The 21,516-nt window shown below is 40.3% G+C and carries 11 protein-coding genes; 6 read left to right on the top strand and 5 right to left on the bottom strand.

Features of this window, described 5'->3' with window-relative positions; translation table 11 throughout:
- Positions 1–45: 45 nt before the first annotated feature.
- Both RM545_RS12535 and pruA read right to left on the bottom strand, forming a co-directional pair.
- The gene (locus RM545_RS12535) at positions 46–11,121 is read right to left on the bottom strand and encodes a DUF8693 domain-containing protein (RefSeq protein WP_311495623.1); all 11,076 of its coding nucleotides are present in this window, start codon (positions 11,119–11,121) and stop codon (positions 46–48) included.
- A 314-nt stretch (positions 11,122–11,435) separates the two neighbouring features.
- A complete protein-coding gene (pruA, locus tag RM545_RS12530) occupies positions 11,436–13,061 on the bottom strand; it encodes an L-glutamate gamma-semialdehyde dehydrogenase (protein WP_311495622.1) in 1,626 nt (541 codons plus the stop codon).
- 136 nt (positions 13,062–13,197) lie between these two features.
- Between pruA and RM545_RS12525 the strand changes: the two genes are divergently transcribed.
- Entirely contained in the window at positions 13,198–13,920 is a 723-nt protein-coding gene (locus RM545_RS12525; RefSeq protein WP_311495621.1) for an NRDE family protein, read from the top strand.
- Here RM545_RS12525 and apaG read toward each other — a convergent pair.
- Genes apaG through RM545_RS12510 form a run of 3 tightly spaced genes read right to left on the bottom strand, consistent with a single transcriptional unit; the run spans position 13,912 to position 16,667 of the window.
- Positions 13,912–14,298 carry a Co2+/Mg2+ efflux protein ApaG gene (apaG, locus tag RM545_RS12520; protein WP_311495620.1) on the bottom strand — a complete coding sequence of 129 codons (387 nt, stop codon included), beginning with the start codon at positions 14,296–14,298 and terminating at the stop codon, positions 13,912–13,914. The two genes, RM545_RS12525 and apaG, sit on opposite strands and share 9 nt — an antisense overlap.
- A 3-nt stretch (positions 14,299–14,301) precedes the next feature.
- Positions 14,302–15,399, bottom strand: a complete 1,098-nt coding sequence (locus tag RM545_RS12515) for a DUF3667 domain-containing protein (protein ID WP_311495619.1) — start codon at positions 15,397–15,399, stop codon at positions 14,302–14,304.
- Positions 15,400–15,413: 14 nt separating this feature from the next.
- Positions 15,414–16,667: a type IX secretion system plug protein gene (locus tag RM545_RS12510; RefSeq protein ID WP_311495618.1), complete on the bottom strand. Its 1,254-nt coding sequence runs from the start codon at positions 16,665–16,667 to the stop codon at positions 15,414–15,416.
- A gap of 166 nt (positions 16,668–16,833) precedes the next feature.
- Here RM545_RS12510 and RM545_RS12505 point away from each other — a divergent pair, with 166 nt between their 5' ends.
- From RM545_RS12505 to nqrE, 5 genes are read left to right on the top strand one after another with little or no spacing between them, the layout of a single operon-like run.
- Complete coding sequence (locus RM545_RS12505) at positions 16,834–18,174, top strand: Na(+)-translocating NADH-quinone reductase subunit A (RefSeq protein ID WP_311495617.1); 1,341 nt, start codon at positions 16,834–16,836, stop codon at positions 18,172–18,174.
- Between the two features lie 14 nt (positions 18,175–18,188).
- A complete protein-coding gene (locus tag RM545_RS12500; protein ID WP_311495616.1) occupies positions 18,189–19,385 on the top strand; it encodes an NADH:ubiquinone reductase (Na(+)-transporting) subunit B in 1,197 nt (398 codons plus the stop codon).
- Between the two features lie 2 nt (positions 19,386–19,387).
- A complete protein-coding gene (nqrC, locus tag RM545_RS12495) occupies positions 19,388–20,116 on the top strand; it encodes an NADH:ubiquinone reductase (Na(+)-transporting) subunit C (RefSeq protein ID WP_311495615.1) in 729 nt (242 codons plus the stop codon).
- Positions 20,117–20,118: 2 nt separating this feature from the next.
- Positions 20,119–20,862 carry an NADH:ubiquinone reductase (Na(+)-transporting) subunit D gene (locus RM545_RS12490; RefSeq protein ID WP_311495614.1) on the top strand — a complete coding sequence of 248 codons (744 nt, stop codon included), beginning with the start codon at positions 20,119–20,121 and terminating at the stop codon, positions 20,860–20,862.
- A 32-nt stretch (positions 20,863–20,894) separates the two neighbouring features.
- A complete protein-coding gene (gene nqrE, locus RM545_RS12485) occupies positions 20,895–21,509 on the top strand; it encodes an NADH:ubiquinone reductase (Na(+)-transporting) subunit E (RefSeq protein WP_311495613.1) in 615 nt (204 codons plus the stop codon).
- Positions 21,510–21,516 lie beyond the last annotated feature (7 nt).

Here is a 21,516-nt window from a genome sequence, read left to right as displayed (position 1 = left end):
TAGCTAAAACTATATTAGCGGATAAGCTTACCTGGCGGGAGCTATTTATTTCATGAGAATCTTTTTGTTGTGTGTTCTTTTATCACTGAACAGTTTCACGATATATACCGAAGAGGGAAATTGTACCACCGGTAGAGTCACTTCTTTCTCAGTAGCAATATTATTGAATTCCTGTACTTTCTTTCCTGTAAGGTCAAACAAAATAACATGAGAAATATTTATAAGATCCGGATTGTATACTTTTAATTCCCTTGAAGAATGTTTAAAGGCTATATTAATTGCGTCAAAAATAGATTCTTCTTCCTCTTCCTCTGCTTCTCCATTGCCGGGGACAGGAACTTCTTTTTTATGAAAAACAATACTAAACCTTTCATCTATAAAGCCGCTTTCAGATTCTTCTTTGTAGGGACCGTCTTTAAAATCATGGATACTATCTCTCAGTTTATCTTGAAGGTAGATTTTATGATCTTCCCCCAGGTTTTCCCTTGAATCTATGGCTATCGTGAAATTTCCTTTTTCTTCCAATTGAACGCCAAGAGGCAGTATCCTTTCCTTTCCGAAGTCAGGAACGGCTTGTATAACATATTCTCTTTGATTAATAATCCAGTACATGTCATCCAGGTTATATTCGATTAAAGGAGCATCGTATCCCAGATCGACGTTATCTGTAGTTATAGGATCGGCAGCGACTAAGATCTGCCGGTGATAACCTTTAGGAGAATCAAATCTTAGCCTTATTTTTGCGCGTTCATCTTGTGCTTTCGTAGTTTTCTTTGAAGGATAAATTGGTTTTAGGAAAATGGAATTATCCGAAGTCTCCCGTACAGTTTCTCTCTGACTGTTTTTAAATTCTATATTACCTGCATCCACACTAATAGAGTTTCCAGCCTCACCTTCTGAGGTGGTTTCCAGCCCTGTATTGATGAAGAACCCCTGGCCAACAGGAATATATTGCTGAGGAGTTTTTGTTCCCGATTCTTCATTGGCATTTATTCTTTCATCTATGGAAACTGCCGGAACAGCTCCTGCCAAAGTTAATGCCGCATAACCTCCTACATATTCCCTCAGGATGTGGGTATGTCCTGCAAAGTGGTCCCAGAAGTAAACAACGCCATTAAAAACATTGCGGGTGTTTCGGGCTCCACTTACATCATCTCCGTTTAGGTTATCGAGAATGAATTCCCGTGCATCTATTGCAGATGGATATGGATTCCCTATAAGATAATTTTTGTCCATTCCTACAGGAAGGGTAAAATCACCATTATGTGGTTTTCCTTTAAATACATAGTTCTGGCGTATTTCGATGTCGGCATTTCCATCTGTTCCCTTCATGGTAAAACCTTCCCCTGTTCGTAGGGTTCCGGAGGAACCAATATGAATCCATTCTTCATAAACATCAGAAGTGCCATTAAATCTCCAAAGCCAATATTCGCTAACTGTAACAGCATTTGTCCTTGCATTGTCTGCAGCATTGTGTCCGGGCCTGAAATTTATGATCTGGGGATTATTGCTGTCTGTTCCGTCCCGAAGAACCTGGGCAATAGTATAGTTGGAATTATTGGCTTCTCCCTGTAAACTTACAGGGCTGGACCAATAGTTATAATTAAAGCTACTACGTGTGCCTTGCTGATCTCTTTCCAGCCAGCCAGCACTACTTTCATCCAGTATGCCTACTTCGCCCTGCAATAGTTGAGATTCACCTACTAAGTCTATATTGCCGTTAAGCAGGAGATAATGGGTAATATTTAAGAATTGACCGCTGTTATTCTCGTTTTCTGCTCCGGATGGGTTAGCAATGGTAAGTTCGCCTGAATCGGAGAGCAAGCCAAGAACAGTTATGTCTTTAGAGCCAGAATTGATATTATGGGATATGCGTGCGATATTCCATTCTATAGGACCAGTGTGTGGTGGATCCCATACGTTTGGTCTCGCCCAGGTAGCATCTGTTCCCCACATTCCGTTGTTTCCTGAAAAATAAGGGAGAGGAGCAGTATTCTCCTGATTGGTTTCCATATTTATCAATCTACCAGGAATTGCAGCATTGGCCAGGTTAGCAGTTTCACCATTTACAGGCATTAAAGCACCATCAAATGTTACTAATCCTGCCGGATCAGGGTTTGCTGAAATTAATCTGTAATAACCGGCAAGATCAGCATACGTTAATCCTCCAGGTGCGTCCATAGGAATTTGCTCTCCCATTTGAGCACCATTATCTATAAGTCGTTGGTTCATCATAAACTGAATTTGCTCTACAGTCAATGCTCTCTTCCATAATCTTACTTCTTCAATCCAGCCGTGAAAGAAATTGGTGGCTTCGCCGTTAATAATTTCAGCTCCAATCACTGTCTTTGAACCGGCACTATTTCCAAGGGTTAAATCAGACCTGTCAACACCGTCTATGTAGAGCTTTCCATTCGAAACAGCAATATGATACCACCTGGAGTTTGGAACAACATCAGCTGGAGTAGTTATACGGAAATTTGGTCCCGAAATTATTGTGCCTCCGGTTTCTTTTGGACGAATCCAGGCTTCAATACTCATTACATCCGGGTAGGCATGGTCTATTAGAACTCTGTCATTTAATCCGTCAAAATCTAAAGCGGTACATCCCTGAAGATCTATTATTACTTCTGCAGCAATAGCAGGGCAGGATGTGTTCTCAATGAATTCACTTTCATGATTAGGATCAGGAATTAATTCCCAGTAAAAAGTATAAGTTCCAAAACCAGTAGCTGTAAAAATTGCATCTGGATTGTTCAGAGGCTCGATTGGATCAGCTGGATCGGAATTCGAGAAATTACCGGCACCGCCTTCAACTCTCCATTGCCCAATATATCCATCTTGTGTGGGAAATGTAACGTTAGTTTGCCAGAAGCCTGTGGTTGTTCCTGTTAATTGTATGGCATAGTTGCCACAGCTTCCCGCCTCCGCTTCCGCAGTAAGAGTATAGCTGTCAAATAATTTAAACGACACCGTAGCAGGGGATAAACACTCTGCTGCAAGATTTTGGTTCACTAAGTTCCATTGCAAGGTATATTCTCCAAGAACAACAGGGGTAAATACAGCATTGGGATTTGAACTTCCCCCGACGAAATGGCCTTCTGAAACTGTGTATCCAGTCGGACTCTCAACTACCTCCCAAAAACCTGTTGTACCGTCTGGGGTTGGTAATGTTCCTTCTTCTCCCTGAAGACCACCTGTGACAGTAGCATTCAGATTATAACTATTATTCTCACAAGTATCCAGAGCAGCTGTGGCAGTGGATGTATAAGAGTCGTAAAGGGTTACAGTAACATTTGTCATTGTATGTTCACAGCCCGTATTGTTTTCATTTATAATTGCCCAGCGTAAGATATAGTCCCCAACAGAATTTGGAGTAAATACAGCGGAAGGATCGGTTAGGTCAGAAAAATGATCAGTTGAATAAGAATAATTAGTTGGAGATGAAATAACCTGCCATTCTCCATAAGTTCCATCTGGAGTAGGGTAAGCTGTAACAGCCCCGTGCAGTTGCCCCACCATTGTTCCTTCCAAAGAAATATTGTTAATACCACAGGCTTCTACTGTAGCCGTAGCTGTAGAGGCATATTTATCATAAATATTAAGATCGATCTCATTGATCACATTTTCACATTCTGAAACAGCGTTGGCATCTTCAAGTTCCAGGTTCCACCTTACTGTAAAACTACCTATAACATTAGGTGTAAACACCGCTGTTGGATTGTTTATTCCACCTGAAAAATGAGCTTCATTATAACTATATCCTTCGGGAGAATTGACTACCTCCCAATGACCTATAAAGCCATCAGCAGTGGGGTAACTATTTATTGAGCCTTGCTTGCCACCTGTTACCGCTACCGATAAATTAAAGCTATTAGTGCCGCAAGCAATAGATGCTGCAGAAGGGGTAGAGGTGTAACTATCATACACAAAAACTTCAACTTCTACAGGTGGAGTAGTGTTTTCACATTCATCTCCAGCAGAATTGTAAATCATGAATCTCTGAACCTCAAAAGTATTGAGCCCAATTTTTGTGGGTTCCCAGGTTTCTGTATTTGATCTTCCAATAACTACCGGATTATTGGGATCTGTATAATCTGTCCATACAGTGGAAACATCACGGGGACCATCAGGAATATCAATATTATCTAAAGCCCAAACATCGCCAACTCTTGCTCCAACGAACTTAAACTGAATCCTGAGATTTCCCTGCCCCATATAATTTCCAAGGTCAATTCTAATCTTGTTATTTGGTCGGGTAGTAATATCTCCAGCGCTAAAATTTCCAAAATTCCCGCTCCTCATTGGGCCGGTTCTTTCATATAATGCCTGTGGTAGATAAGTACTGCCACCATTTGTAGATATTTCAACCCGAATTGAAGCCCCGGGGGTTAAATTAAAGGCTTGATCAAAAGTTAAAATTGCCTGATCAAAACCGTCAATGTTGAAAATAGGTGTTTCAAGAGTGGAGGTCCTATTTCCTGAAACTATGGCAAAACCTGGTTGACCGTCTGATTCCCATCTAATGTTATCCCTTACAGTGTAAGGAGAGGTAATATCTGCAGTGGAGTAAGCACGTGGGTTAGCCCTTTCCCAAATATCAGGTTTAGTGTTATTTGCACTTGACTGAAATTGACCATTTGGATCACGGTTAATTCTCCACGGATTATCATCTCTTGTGATTGATGCTCTGTAAAATGCTCCTCCATCTGCTATGTCAGGACCATTTAAATATTCTGCAGTAGAGGATAAAGTTATTTCGTCTCCTATACAAATCACTTCATCACTTACTGTAACCGGAGTCGGTTTTATGATATTAGCAGAAATTACACTTACAATTCCCGTTTCAGAAAAAACTGTAGCGGAACATCCACCACCTCCAAGCTGAACCCGAAAGACCATACTTTCCATATTGCCAGCGGCTAATAAATCTTCTAAAACGGCAGCAGGAAGCATGGTGCCGGTAAACAGCGCACCATCAATCATAAGATCAGACCAGGTTGTAGCGGTGCTAGTGCGGTATTTCCATACAGCTACACGACCAACGCTTTCGGTCAGCGCTAAATCGACGGCATAATTAGTCCCTGGATTGTCACATATGACAAACATATTTCCAAAAGTTCCAAAGGATAATTTTCCTCCCTGTGGAATAGGATCTATGTTAATGGTAAAGGAGTGTTCCACATCCTCACAGCTACCTTTGCCGGCAATTTTATAGATTATCGTGTGGGAGCCGGCAATACTATTGTCTGTAAGAGTCCAGGTAATATTACCTGTAGAAGCATTTAACTTATTACCAAGCGTATTGTTTAAGCTTGAAAAGGTTCCACCTGCTTCAAAACCTTCTGATACTGCAGCTAGCTGATCAGTTATACAGTAGTCTTGTTTGGTGTATGTGAAAGTTGCATCAGATTTTCTGGTAATTGTAAGCGGGAACTCGAAATAAACAGGATCACAACCATCATCAACTATATCAACCGTATTGACTATGATATATTCACCTGGAATACTTGTGGCTATATTAATTTCACCTGTTGAAGTGTTAGAAAAAACTAACCCTGTTTTTCCGTCTTTTTCAGAAAATGTTCCGGCAACCGCTCCAGTTGCTAATTGAACAACTGGGTTAGTAATAACATCTGAACAGTATTCTGAACTTGAATAAGAAAAGTCGGCAATAGGTTTATCAGAAATGGTTATAGGAAATTCAGCAGTAACGGCAACACAACCATCTTCTTCAGCATCTGTATAATTGAGGGTTCTTTGAATGATATAATCTCCGGCAGCACTATTGGATAGATTTATTGCCCCGGTTTCAGCATTTAAGTCAAGTCCTGAATTAGTAATAACTGTACCAGTAGCATCTATAACAATAAATGTATCAAAATTCTCACCCCTGGCTTCAGTAAGAGAGATTATTGGGTTTACATTTTGAGATGCGTCCCGGGTATCTCTACAATATATGCTGCCATTATAGGAAAAATCTGCAATAGGTTCTAAGCCTATTACCACAGTAACTGCTTCACTTTCAATATGGTAGCAATATGTTCCTGCCGGGGTGGAATATTTAATTTGATAGGTGCCGGGATCACTGTCTGAGGGATTAATTCTACCATCTGCAGTTATACTTAAACCGTTAGCTGGAGTAACATAAAAAGAGCCATTCTGAAAAGCATTATTTCCTTCAAGTATCGGTTCTTTTTCTACTGAATCTGTTTCACAAAACTCCACAGCGGAATAGCTGAAGGCAGAAATGACAGGCAGCCTTTCAATTTGTAAGGTTTTTTGTACTTCAACCTCGGTACAGGTTGAATTTCCGAAGGCAGTTAAAATTAAAGTAATAGTTCCGGTTTCATCAGGTCCTGGTGTGTAAGTGGCTCCTGTTAATTCATCAGCATTGTTAATCGTTCCGGTTCCGTCCGCTTCCCACAATATAGCACTGGAATTAGTAACCGAAGCACCATCAGTGATGGCAATAGCTCCTTCAGAATAACAAGCAGTAATATTGTTTCCGGCATTTGGAACTGGTTTTTCAAAGACATCTAAACTTCCTGCGGTATAGGTAATGGTAGAGCAGGTAAAACCTTCAGGACCTTCCAAAAACACAGTGTATTCACCTTCATCTTCTAAAGAAATGTTTTCAAGAACTAAAGAGCTATTAGTTCTTCCTTCTAGCTCAACACCATTTCTCATCCATTGGTACTCTACAGCTCCACCGTTGGCTGATGCATCTACAGTAAAAGAAGCAGAATCCCCAACACATAATTCTTTATCTTCTGGTGTAGAATCAACCTCAATATTTTGATCTACAATTAGACTTACAGTTTCCGAAGTAACAGAAGAACAGGGTGATGATCCAGATACTTCGACATAGTATTGTGCGGCATCATCGGGATCTACTGGGGAGTATTCCAAAATTGCTGAGGTTGCACCGGGAACTTCTGCACCATCTTTAAACCACTGATAGGTTAGATCATTTCCTTGTGCAACTACCTCTAATCGTGCCGTTTCACCTGCACATTTTCCCACGTTGAAGGGTTGAGCAGTTATTTCTACCGGTTTTATGATGTCTATGTTGACAGCTGTAGTTACAGCTTCACAACCATCTGCAGTAGGAATAGTATAGGTAATTGTATGTGGTCCCGGCGTACTTCCTTCAGGAGTTATTGCGCCTGTGGAGCTGTCGATAATTAAACCAGCTGTACCAGTAAAAGTTCCATTCTCAAAATTGCCATCAGTATTGCTATAGGTAACATTGTAAGTATTAACATCTTGACTACAAAATGCTGCATCAGGATAACTTATGGTTGCCCTGGGAACAGCAGTAATCTTAACTGTAGTTTCAGAAACTTTAGACTCACAGCCCCCTCCCGAAGGAATAGTATAGGTCACGTTGTATTCTCCTGCATTGCTGGTTGAAGGTGTAATGGCACCTGTAGAAGAATTTATAGTCAAACCGGCTGGTGTAACACTATAACTTCCATTTTCAAAAGCTCCGGTTCCATTAGCCAGGATAACCTGTTTTGTACCTGTTGTTGATTCACAGAACGGACCTGCATAGCTTATTTCTACAGAAGGGACCGGAGTAATAGTAATTTCGTTTTCTGCAGTTATCTGGCTACAGCCATTGGCAGGTGCCAGAGTGTAGGTCACTTTATAAGTGCCCGGAGTACTGGCTGAAGGATTAACAATACCAGCAGAGGTAATATTTAAACCAGAAGGAGCTGAAAAAGTCCCCCCTGTAACTATCCCTGTGCCGGTTATAGCAGGATTATAAGTGTTCGTGTCTTCCTTACAAATTTGGTTTTCGGTATAAGAAATTACAGGAACAGGAATTTCTGTTACAGTAACCTGTGTGGTAGCAGTAACAACTCCACAACCTGCAGCCGCAGGAAGGCTATAGGTCACAGTATAATTTCCCGGAGTGCTGGAAGCAGCTTTAATTAAACCGGTAGATGCATTAAGATCAAGGCCATTGGTGGAGCTGTAAGTGCCTCCTGTGTAAGCATTGGTGCCGGTTAAAGTGACCAGTTTGTCTGTGCTGTCTGAGGAACAAAACGGACTGCTTTCGTAAGCTATAGCAGCTGTTGGTAGAGGAGTGATAGTGATTTCTGTTGTGGCTGTACTGGCCGGACAACCTCCAGCTGCCGGAATAGTATATGTCACAGTATAAGTACCTGCTGCAACATTAGTAGGTGTAAATGCTCCTGTTGAAGTATTAATTTTTGAAGCAAGATCTCCCGTTGCGGTGAATGTTCCACCAGTATAAGCATTGGTTCCCGAAAGGGTAGGAGTTTGTGCTGTATTTAAAGATTTACAATATGGCCCGGCATAGGAAATTGTAGCGGTAGGTGTTTGAGTGACAGTTACAGTAGCTGCAGAGGATAAACTGGTATTTGAACAAGTGGGTGAATCCAGATTCGTTATACCTGTTAAGGTAAAAACAGTATTAGCTGTAAGATTTCCTGAGGCTATGGTTGCAGTACCGGAGGTGCCTATATCTACTGTTAATCCTGTTTGTGTTCCTTTTCTATAGGTAACTCTTGAATTTGGTGTGCCGGTAATAGTTAAATTGGTAGAAGAGCCGGTACAAATTGCTGCAGGGGTTGCTATGGATGCTGTTGGGGAATCTTTAAAGGAAATGATCATTTGATCTTCACCAGTTCCACAGGGCCTGTTACTTCCTCCCCCAGTTGGAGGAGGTACTTTAAGTGTGATGGTGATACTGTTCTGAAGTGTATCGGCTGCGCTTGGTGTATAGGTAATAGTATAATTTGTGGGAATATTTTTATTTCCTGGAGGTACATTTCCAAAAGCTCCAGTACCAGTTGATGTAAAATTAGGGGTGAGTCTATCTGAACTCCCAAATGATGCCTGTACATCAATTGAAATAGGATTTCTTACCCGGCACACAGTTTTATCTTGACCAACATTTGTTAATATAAAATTATTAACTCTTATGTCTGAAAAGGTGCTTGTCTGGACACTTTGCCCACAGACGTTGGTAGCCCTAACAGAAACATTTTCGTCTTGATAGCGGGCGTTGGCAGTTACTCTTACAGTAATGGATCGTGTATTTGCTCCTGCAGTAATTTCCCAGCCAGCAGGTAAACTCCATGAATAGCCTGTAGCTCCTGTTACTGCAGAAACCGTAAAAGTTATACCTTCTGACGGAGGACAAATGTTAGTATTATTGCCCAAACTTGAAGTTATAGTACCAGGGTTAGCTGGAACTCCCGAAGTAACAGTGATATTTTTAGTTGCAGCAACACTTTCACCACAATCATTTTTTGCCTTTACACTTATAGTTCCGGCTCCGGTTCCCGAAGTAACAGTGACTGTTCTGCTTCCCTGACCATTAGTGATATTCCAGCCCGGAGCACTCCAAACATATTCTGTCGCATATTGCACATCAGGTATAGTAAAGGTTAATCCTGCAGTGGAGGCACAAACATTATTGGGTCCCTGAATAGTAGCAGTCATTGTGGGTGAGGGTGGTCTAATAGCTACCTGAATAGCCTTTTTTGCACTTGTGCCGCAACCATTTGTTGACTGGACAGAAATAGATCCTGTGCCTGAATTTGCCGAAGTTATGGAAATTGTATTCGTCGTGCTGGTTCCACTCCAACCATTTGGAAGAGTCCAGATATACCTTGTTGCTCCAGCGACTTCATTCACTGTAAAAGTTTCAGCCACTCCGGGACAAACATCAGTAAGTGGTGAAATAAATTCGGGTACTGCGGGAGTTCCCGCATCTACTGTTACGCTCAATTCTCGCACATCACTATCATCACAATCATTCATGGCAATAACACTAATGTTGCCTCCTGCTGTTCCCGTGTTTACGCTAATACTTCTGGAGGTGCTAGTGCCTGTCCATCCTGTGGGTAAAGTCCAAGCATAAGATGTTGCTCCTGTAACTGCGGCAACGCTGTAAGTTTGAGAAATTCCGGGACACACTGCGGCATTGCCGGTAATTGTAGCAGGAGTTGCAGGTTTCCCGGGCTTCAACGAAACATTTAAAGTTTTTTTAGTACTGGAGCCACAAGTATTTTTTGCCTGTACAGAGATGTTACTGCTGCCGGAGGTATTAGTGGTAACCGAAATATTAGGCGCAGTGGTGGTTTGGGTACTGCCATCAGGCAATGTCCAGATGTATTCCGTAGCACGAGCTACTGCGGAAATACTGTAATCAGCAGAAACCCCAGGACACACAGATGTAGGTCCTGAAATAGCTCCCGGTTGTGAGGGAGTTGCATCCTGAACAGTGACATCTAAAGTCTGAAATTCGCTATTTCCACACTCATTTTTAGCTCTTACTTTTATTGTAGCGTTACCTGTATTTCCTGAAGTAACTGTTATAGAATTTGTGGTGCTGGTACCCGACCAACCGGAAGGAAGTTGCCATTCATAAGATGTTGCGTTTGCAACAGAGCTAATTTGATATACTAATCCTATTGAACCTGGACAAATTGTAGTCTCGCCGCTTACAGTTCCTGGAGTTGCAGGGGGACCGGCTTTTTCACTAATTGTTATAGTGTTTGAAAGGATTGGATCTGTACAGGGCACAGATGAATCAACCCACAACTGAATGTTGTCTCCGGCGACTAGACTACTACTGGAAAATGTATTGCTGGTTCCTTGGGAAGTGCCGTTGACCCTCCATTCATACTGTGAGCCACTTCCAATATTAGATTGTGAGGAAATAGTAAAACTCACTGTCTGGCTTGGGCAAATGTTAGAGTTATTTGCAGATATGGTAGCAGAAACTGTGCGTATTGGATTTACAGTAATGGGAACTTCACTACTTAGTGCAGGACAATTAGTTTGACCTCCAGACGAGGAGGTGACCCTTACTCTCACTCTTTGACCATTTGTTAAGGAGCTAATTGTAAAAGTAGGATTTGTTTCATTTTCAACTTCATTTCCATTAATTAACCACTGGTATTGCAGAAGAGAACCCCCTGTTTGATTTGCGGTAAATGTAATCGACTCCCCCGCACAAATTATGGTTCCCGGGTTTGCAGTTACCCCTACAGATGTTGGACACTGCCCAACCACCTCCATCGGAGCCAGGAAAAATAGTATAATCCATATAGAAGGGAAAAGTAGATTTTTTACCATATTCGATGCCGTTATATGCCGTTATATGCCGTTAAGTAGGGGTGGTAAAACTCTGAGGCAAAGAGTTTTAATAATCTAAAGTACTGTATATTTAGGGGAAGGATGGAAGTTTTCGACGAAGCTCCTAATTACTCGTTCAGCGCATTTCTCCGGAAGAAGCGCTCAAAGTTTTGTATTATTTTTTGTAGGTAAGGGATTTCATTTTAAACTATTTTCCCTGTAAGTGCTTCAGCAAAAGACAATAAATTGTGGCCACAAAAAAACCCCGGAGAATTATTCCCCGGGGTTGATATTATAATGGTATTCTTCTGGTTTTATTCGCCCATAAATGGGTATCGGTAATCTGTTGCCGGAACAAAAGTTTCCTTAATCAATCTCGGGGAAACCCATCTAAGGAGATTTAATTTAGAGCCTGCCTTGTCATTGGTTCCGCTCGCACGTGCTCCTCCAAAGGGTTGTTGTCCCACAACAGCTCCGGTAGGCTTATCATTAATATAGAAGTTACCTGCAGAATTCTGAAGTCGTTTTGTAGCTTTTTCGGCCTCATAACGGTCTCCTGAAAATATTGCTCCTGTTAATCCATACATGTTTTGATCAACCAGGTCCAAAGTTTCCTCCCATTTATTTTCTTCATATACATAGATGGTCACTACGGGTCCAAATAATTCGGTACACATAGTTTCGTAGGTTGGGTTGGAAGTTACAATTACTGTTGGCTCTATAAAATAACCTTCAGATTTATCATAATTACCTCCCACGATAATTTCAGAATCTTTGTCTTCTTTAGCCTGATCTATATACTTTGCCAGTTTGTCAAAAGAAGCTTCGTGAATCACCGCTGTGATGAAGTTCGACATATCTTCCGGCGATCCCATTTTAAAGGATTTCACATCTTCTATAACAAAGTCTTTTATCTCCGGCCAAAGGTTCTTCGGAAGATAAACTCTGGAAGCCGCGCTACATTTTTGTCCCTGGAATTCAAAAGCTCCCCTCGAAATTGCTGTGGCTACTTGTTTTGCATTTGAAGTGGGGTGGGCGATTATAAAATCTTTTCCTCCTGTTTCTCCAACAATTCTTGGATAGGATTTGTATTTATGGATATTCTTTCCAATCTCGGCCCAAATATTTTTAAACACGGTGGTGCTTCCGGTATAGTGGATCCCTGCAAAGTCTGGACTGTCCAGCACTACATCTGTAATCATTTGCGGGTCACCCATCACCATGTTAATTACACCATCGGGGACTCCTGCTTCTTTAAATACTTCCATTATCACCTGTGCAGAAAATATCTGACTATCACTTGGTTTCCATATGGCAACGTTCCCCATTAAAGCAGCACTTGACGGAAGGTTTCCTGCAATTGCGGTAAAATTAAATGGTGTTACAGCATAAACAAAACCTTCAAGAGGGCGGTATTCTATGCGATTCCAGTTTCCTTCAGAAGATTCTGGTTGCTCGTCGTAAATTTGTGACATATATTCTACATTAAAACGTAGAAAATCACAAAGTTCACAAGCCGAATCAATTTCAGCCTGGTAAATGTTCTTTGACTGGCCAATCATAGTGGCTGCATTTATTCTTGCCCGGTAAGGCCCCGCAATTAAGTCGGCAGCTTTAAGAAATACAGCTGCACGGTGTTCCCAATCCAAATCAGCCCATTTTTTTCGGGCCTTTAAAGATTCTTCAATGGCTTTTTCAATATGGTTCTTACTGGCCTTATGGTAGACGCCTAAATCATGTTTGTGATCGTGCGGTGGGTGCATGGTATTAGTGTCGCCGGTTTTGATTTCTTCAGAACCAATATAAAGCGGCACTTCCATCCTGGTGTTATATAATTCTTTATATGTTTTTAATACTTCTTCTCTCTCCGGAGTTCCTGGTGCATACGATTTTACTGGTTCGTTTGTCGCAACAGGGACGTGAAAAAATCCTTTTCCCATATTATATTCTAATTTTTTTATTTGATTATACTAGAGTTCTAAAGATAAAAAATTTCAGCGGCTTTGGGGTATGCTGAATGCCTATTCACGAAAGCTTAACTTTTTATGTAGTTTTGAAAGATAAAAATGAAGAAAAATGTGCACGGTTACTCTTGTTGCTAATCCTGAAATAACCAGTGGTTTTATTTTAACCTCGAACAGGGATGAGGCCGTGGGAAGAGAAACCTTAGCTCCCGATTGGGAAATATATGAAGGTGTTAAGCTGTTTTTTCCGAAAGATGCTGTTGCAGGTGGAACCTGGATTGGATTGAGTGAAAGGAAAAGATCAGTATGTCTTATGAATGGCGGTTTTCGTACTCACATCAGGAAAGAATCGTACCGCAAAAGCAGGGGAGTAGTGGTCAAAGATTTCCTTTCTGCTGAAGATGTACAATCTACTATTAAAAATTACAATTTTGAAGGTATCGAACCTTTCACGATAATTATTCCAGACTGGAATAAGAAATTGAAGTTCCTAGAGTTTGTGTGGGATGGAAATCATAAACATTCCAGGAATTTCCCGTTGACAGCCCATATCTGGTCCTCTTCACCGCTTTATTCTGAAGAAATGAAAGCTTTAAGGCAGCAGTGGTTTACTAAAATTCAAGATAAAGGAGATTTAAATGCTGAAAAGCTGCTGAAGTTCCATCACACCGCCGGGATTGGTGATAAAAACGTAGATCTTGTAATGGATAGAGGTTTTCTGAAGACGCAGAGCATCACACAGGTCGAAAATTGCCATTTTAAGGCACGCTTCTGGTACAAAGATTTAAATAAATCACTAATAACCGAAAAGGAAGTAGATTTTCAATTAATTTAAGGCAAAAGGAGCGCTTAGCTTGAATATAGGGATTTTTACTCTAAAGTTTCGGGTAGAAGTAAAATTTACCATGTTATAATGTCCGCTCATGGCTCCAAAAGGGCCATTAAGGAGGCATCCACTTTGGTAAGAGTGGCTTTCTCCGGGTTTTAGAATAGGTTTTTCACCAATTACTCCTTCACCCTGCACAATTTCGGTTTTATTTAAAGCATCTTTGATCTTCCAGAAACGGGAAGTGAGCTGCACAGAATCATTGCTTTGATTTTCAATAGTAATACGATAACCAAAAGCAAAACGCATTTTGTACTCCTTAAAGAATACTCCTTCAAAGTCTGTTTCAACCGAAATTTTTATACCACGTGTTACCTGTTGGGTCATGTTCTAATAGATAGCAAAAGATGCAAGCAAAGCTAATCCTGTTGTTACTATCGCTAAAATAAAGAATATTGTAGTTAGCAATACGAACTTTAGAACGGTTTTAACACGTCCCTGGTTATAAAATTTTCTTAAAGCTTTGTAGAGATAGATAACAAAAGTGATCCCGGCAATAGTAGTTCCCCAGTCCCCGGAAATTAAATAATCGAAAAATAGTGCAAGGGAATATAACACGAAAAAGGTGGTTTGTACATGAAAAGCAAAAATAAGATGCTCCATATAGTTAAAAGGTCTTCGTATATAAAGCAGCCAGATAAAAAGGGCAAATATCGGCAGGTAGAAGAAAATTATAAAAGGTAACTTATTAATAAAATAAGTGATAAAAACCTGTGGATTATCCATTAATAAGTTCCAGTCTACAGCTTTTTTGTAAAGCCACTGATTGTAATTAGAATGAACGTAATTAAGGCTGTCCATTGCTCTTGTGGCATTAGCAATATTTGTTTCTTTATAAAATTCTGAAAAAACATTGAACCTTTTTGAACTGGAGTTATTCAGACTCATCGTGTCGAGTACTTCCTGTGAGACGTAAACTTCTTTATAAGATGGTTCTCTTTGTAAGGCTACGGCAAGGGAATCTGTAGTTAGCTGTTGATCTCTTAAACCAGGAATTTTTCTGAAGTTTTCATTAATCTTATTAAGACTGTCCTGCGGCACACGAGCCGGCTCTTCCTGTAGATTTGTTTTGTTATTATCAAAATCCATATCTTCCAGGGAGCTTGTAAAACTCATGATCAGAAAGAAAATAATAGAAGCACTTAGGTAAAACCGGAAAGGGTTGGCGTAGCGAGCTCTTTTGCCCTGGATATAATCTTTGGAAATTTTGCCGGGCTGAAAAAGCAAAGCCTTCAATGTACGCTGGAACCGGGAGTCGTAGGCAAATATTCCGGAGAAAAATTCAGAAAAGAAATCGTCGAAGTTTAGTTTTTTCGTGCTGTTTAATTGTCCGCAGTTAGAACAGTAAACATCACTGACGTCCAGGGGTTGACTGCAGTTAAGGCATTCTTCACCGCGATACTTCCGCAGAGCACGATTATTTTTCATGGATTGCTAAAAAATTAGTTGCTGATATTTACTGAATTTGCAGTGCCCAAACCTATAACCCTGTCGTATCGTGCCCCGGGCATCCGGTAATAAACAATAACCTGATATTCATTTTCTGTTTCATCAAAATTTCCGCTAATAAAACCTTCATTTAAAACACCATTGGGTTCAAGTAGAACATACTTATAATTGTAAAAACCCTGCTTAAACAAACGCACTCCTTCATACAAACCTGTTTCTTCATTAAAGCTAAGCCTTGTAGTCTCATCTAACACGAAATTATTAAATTTTCCGTAGAGATGTATTTCACCATCGTCCAGTGCGTCATAATTTTTTAGCTGAAAGTGGACCCAAACGTATTCCGCTTCAATATCTGAATTGTTTCCCCTGAGATTTCTAATCACAAAACCTCCATTAATATCTGGATTAAAGGTGTAGGGTTCACCAGCCCTTGTAAAATCCGGAAATAAATAATGGTGATATAGTTCGTTAACTTCAACAAAATTTATGTCGGCTGTGGTTGCCCTTAATTCTTTATTGTCAAATTGAATATATTCATTACCGCCCCAAAAGGAAGTCTCCTCATCATATTTGTATACCAGTTCGTTTCCTATGGTGTATTGGGGAGGTACATTTTTAATGGCTGTTTTTAGATTGTGATTTTGGAGAATAAGCACTTTTACATTCTGCTCCGGATTCTTGAGCAGCAGATCGGGAGAATTGATGCTAAAGTTAACCACCTGTTTTTGATCAATAAAGTTTATGTTTCTGGACCTTTTAATGGCGACTCCCACTTGCGCGATAGGCTGGTACACTATAAACTTCCTGGAGAAAACCAGTTCCCTTTCAGCGCTAAAAATTTTGATCATGTAGTTTCCGGTAACCTTAAAATTTCCGGTGTCACTGTTAGGGATTTGTAATTCGTAATGAGAGAAAGGCTGAAGTGTGTTCAGTGAATTTTGATAATTAAAAATCCTAATATCGTCAAAGCCTTCCAGATACTCAGATTTGGTGAGTTGGGATAGGCTCCAGTCGTAATTATAATGTTCTATAGTGTAATAATAATCTGCCTCATCCCCAATTATATCGTCAAAACTGAGGTGGAGTTCTTCTCCTAACTGCAAAATAGGATTGCCACTCTGGATGCCATTGCTGCCGCTTAAGCGGATACTGCGGATGTAGTTTGGCGGGAGGATTTCCAGTACTTCCTGGGAATACAGATAGCAGTTAAGGCCAAAAAAAAGGTACAGAATAAGAAAAATTTTCATGGTTTAAATATAAAGACAAATTTGCAACTGATGATCAGGAAGTTTTTCGGCATCTTTTTTAACAGTTACGCAGGGTAAAATTCTTTTAATTGTTGGGAAAAATGAGGTTTAAAATTCCTAAATTTGCACCACTTAAAAACCAAATTTTTAACATACACCCCATCCTATGTCAAAAGACATTCGAATCAAAAGAGGTTTATCTCTTAAATTAGTAGGAGAGGCGGAAAAGGAACTTTTAGAGGCTCCAAGGTCGAAGACCTACGCTATTAAGCCACCAGATTTTCACACAGTTGTACCAAAAACGGTTGTAAAAGAAGGGGCTAAACTTCTAGCTGGTGACGAAATTTTCTTCTCGAAGTATACCGGCGAAGTTCGTTTTACCAGCCCGGTTAGTGGTACCATTAAAGAAATTAAACGTGGTGCTAAACGGAAGATTATGGAGATCATTGTAGAAGCAGATTCGCAGGATTCTTATAGGGAGTTCGGTAAGATGGATGCTTCTTCAGCTAGTGCAGACGATGTAAGAGAGAGAGTTCTCGGAAGCGGTTGCGGCGCCTTTATTAATCAAAGGCCTTACGATATAATCGCTGATCCTAAGGATACACCAAAAGCTGTGTTTATTTCAGCAGTTTCTACTGCTCCTTTAGCTGCCGACAAAGGCTTTATAATTAAAGATAAGGTGGCTGCTTTTCAGGAGGGGGTTAATGCGCTTGCAAAATTAACAGATGGTATTGTTCATCTTTCGGTAGATGAGAGCTCTGCTGCTTATCTTAAAGATATAAAAGGTGTTGAATTGCATCATGTGAAAGGTCCTCATCCCGCCGGTAATGTGGGTGTTCAAATCCATAAAATAGACCCTATAAACATAGGTGAAAGGGTATGGACGGTTTCTCCGGAGGATGTTGCTATAATAGGAAACGTTTTTCTTACAGGGAGATATATTGCAGACCGTACTATAGCTGTTGCCGGGAGTGAAGCTGAAAACAGGAAGTACTTCAAAACCAAAATCGGGGCTAATGTTACCGACCTTATAGGGGAGGTTGCTGATAGTGTCAGGATTATTTCCGGAGACGTACTCACAGGTCAAAAGCTGTCAAATCATCAATATATTGGTTTTTATGATAACGAAGTTACCTTGATTCCTGAAGGTAACAATTACAGGATGTTTGGATGGCTTCCCTTTACTTATAATAATATCCATTCCAATTCCCGTACATCCCTTTCGTGGTTAAGTAGTAAGAAATTTAAGCCTACCACCAATTTAAACGGAGAAGAACGTGCTCTTGTAGTTACCGGTGAAATGGAAAAAGTTCTTCCTATGGATATTTATCCTATGCAGTTAATAAAAGCCTGCTTGGCAGGTGATATTGAAAAAATGGAAAGCCTGGGTATATATGAAGTTGCTCCTGAAGATTTCGCTCTTGTGGAATATGTAAATACTTCCAAAATTGAGATTCAGGAAGTTATTCGTTTAGGGTTAGATTTAATGATTACGGAAGTAGGATAAAAAGAATTTCAACTATGGAATGGATTAGACAGAGATTAGATAAAATTAAAGAACCATTTGCAAAAGGTCGTAAATACGAGAAGTTTGCTCCTGCAATTAATGCGCTGGACACTTTTCTTTTTACACCTAATCATACTACTCAAAAAGGAGCTCATATTAGGGATGCTGTAGATTTAAAAAGAGTAATGATTACGGTTGTGCTGGCTCTTGTTCCTGCATTAATTTTTGGAATGTGGAATACTGGTTACCAGCATTATTATCAATTGGTAGAGGCAGGTGTGATCGCGGACTTCACCTTCTTGGAAGCTTTGGGCCATGGTGCTTTAAAAGTTCTACCTATGGTGGCTGTATCTTACGGTGTAGGACTGGGAATTGAATTTGCTTTTGCAGTTTTTAGAGGCCACGAAGTTAACGAGGGTTACCTGGTTACGGGACTTTTAATACCAATGATCATGCCTGTGGATATTCCGCTTTGGATGGTTGCATTGTCTGTTATTTTTGCAGTATTGATCGGGAAAGAAGCATTTGGTGGGACAGGGATGAATATTCTTAATCCCGCACTTACAGCGAGAGCATTTGCATTCTTTGCTTATCCCACATATATGTCTGGTAACGAAGTTTGGGTTAGTGATGCTTATACAATAGATGCTATTTCAGGAGAAACTATTCTTGGAACACTTGCGGCAGGTGAAGAGGTTGCTTATAATGCAATGAGTATGTTTACCGGTGTGATCCCGGGTTCTATTGCAGAGACTTCTACGCTCTGTATCCTGGCCGGAGCTTTGCTTCTTGTTTTGACGAAAGTGGGAAGCTGGAGGATTATCCTCAGTGCTTTTATAGGAGCTGCAATAATGGGACTAATATTTAATGCCTTGCCTGCTATGGGACTGGAAGGAAATGAACTGACTAACTTTCCATGGTATCAACATCTTATTGTGGGTGGACTTGCCTTCGGAATTGTTTTTATGGCAACAGATCCGGTTTCTGGTGCGCAAACTCTGAAAGGGATGTGGATTTACGGATTCCTGATTGGTTTTCTCTCCATCATGATACGGGTGTTCAACCCTGCTTATCCTGAAGGGGTGATGTTGGGGATTTTATTGATGAACGTTTTTGCTCCTACAATAGACCACTATGTAATTCAATCTAATGTGAAGCGACGAAAGAAAAGAATAAATACTACTAACGCTCAAGTTGAAACAGCAGTTTAGTTATGGAAGAAAAATCAGTAAATAAAACGAATAGTAACGGCTATACCTTTCTTTTTGCTATAATAATGGTATTGGTTGTGGCATCGGTTCTGGCCTTTACTGCCACCTCGTTACAGCCTACGCAATACGAAAATGTGCGCCAGGAAAAAATGCAAAGTATCCTTAACACCATTGGTGTTGAAACAGACCGCGCCGGAGCCGAGGAATTGTATAACCAGTATATTACAGAAACCGTCGCGCTACAGCCAGACGGTTCCATAGATGAAGGGGTAGATGCTTTTGCCGTGGATCTTGCTAAAGAGATTAAAAAAGACGGATCAGAGCAGATTTTTCCTCTTTATATTGCAAATTATGAAGGAGAGAAGTATTACATCATTCCTTTAAGAGGGAATGGATTGTGGAATGCAATTTTTGGGTACATCTCATTACAGGATGATATAAATACTATAAAAGGTGCAACTTTTGATCATCTTGGTGAAACTCCGGGATTAGGAGCTCAAATTACCAAAGCCTGGTTTAGGGAAAGCTTCGCAGGTAAGAAAATCTATAATGAAGCGGGAATGCTAGAAGGAGTTTCGGTAGTAAAAGGAGGTGCTTCTACAGATCATGAGGTAGATGCTATCTCAGGTGCGACAATTACAGGAGATGGGGTTTCTGATATGATTTCCGAAAGGTTAGAGCACTATTTACCATTTTTCGAAGAGCAGAGAGACATTAATATTACAGAGTAATTATGGCTAAAGACAATAACCTTACTTCCGAAGAGAAGGAAGCGAAAAAACAAGAAATGATCTTATTCCTGTCAGATTCTGAGGAGAAAGAAAGTTTCTTGTCTAAAAACAACAGAAAATTATTAACCGATCCTCTGGATGATGATAACCCAATTACCGTACAGGTACTTGGTATATGTTCAGCATTGGCGATTACGGTGCAATTGGAGCCGGCGGTGGTTATGGCTATTGCAGTAATGGCAGTAATGGCATTTAGTAACATCATAATATCGATGCTGCGTAATATGATTCCCAGCCGGATCAGGATTATTGTTCAGCTGGTAGTTGTGGCATCTCTTGTGGCGCTTGTAGACCAGGTCTTACGTGCATATGCCTATGATGTTAGTAAACAATTATCCGTATTTATCGGTTTAATTATTACAAACTGTATTGTAATGGGACGTCTCGAGGCGTTTGCACTTGGAAACGGAGTTTATAAATCTTTTCTTGATGGTATTGGTAACGCTGCTGGATATGGATTAATTCTTATTATTGTTGCTTTCTTCAGGGAGTTGCTTGGTTCTGGGAAACTCTTTGGATACGAAATACTGGGACATCAGGGGACAAGTGCGGCAGATTCCACAGGGCTTTATGCAATGGGTTATGAGAATAATGGATTGATGTTGCTTTCACCCATGGCTTTAATTGTTGTGGGGCTTATAATCTGGGTTCAGAGAGCACGTAACCGTAAACTTATTGAAGAGTAAAATCAGAGCGCTAGAGCTTAAAGAAAGATATTATGGAATATGTAAATTTATTTGTACGAAGTATTTTCATAGAAAATATGATTTTCGCCTACTTCCTTGGGATGTGTTCCTACCTGGCAGTATCGAAAACGGTAAAAACAGCTGTGGGATTAGGTGCAGCGGTAATTTTTGTTTTAACTATTACAGTACCTATTAACTACTTACTTGATAATTACCTGCTTCAGGCTGGAGCTTTAAAATGGCTTGGAGATGATTTTATAAGTGTAGACCTAAGTTTCCTTAGTTTTATTATGTTTATCGCGGTAATCGCATCTATGGTTCAGCTTGTGGAGATGATAGTTGAGAAATTCGCTCCGGCATTATATGGTGCCTTAGGTATTTTCCTTCCGCTAATTGCTGTAAACTGTGCAATTTTGGGAGGAGCTCTATTTATGCAGCAAAAAGAATTTAGCTACGTAACAGAGGCAATAACGTATGGCTTCGGAAGTGGAATTGGTTGGTTTTTGGCAATCCTTGCTATCGCTGCTATTCGTGAGAAAATTGCCTATTCAAACGTACCTGCACCGCTTAAAGGCCTCGGGATTACATTTATTATTACGGGATTAATGGCTATAGGCTTTATGAGCTTTATGGGAATTAAATTATAATCGCAAA

Source organism: Autumnicola lenta, assembly GCF_031846515.1.
GTDB classification, from domain to species: Bacteria; Bacteroidota; Bacteroidia; order Flavobacteriales; family Flavobacteriaceae; genus Autumnicola; species Autumnicola lenta.
The sequence above is the reverse complement of the archived record's forward strand: the minus strand, read 5'-3'. Positions and strand labels throughout refer to the sequence as shown.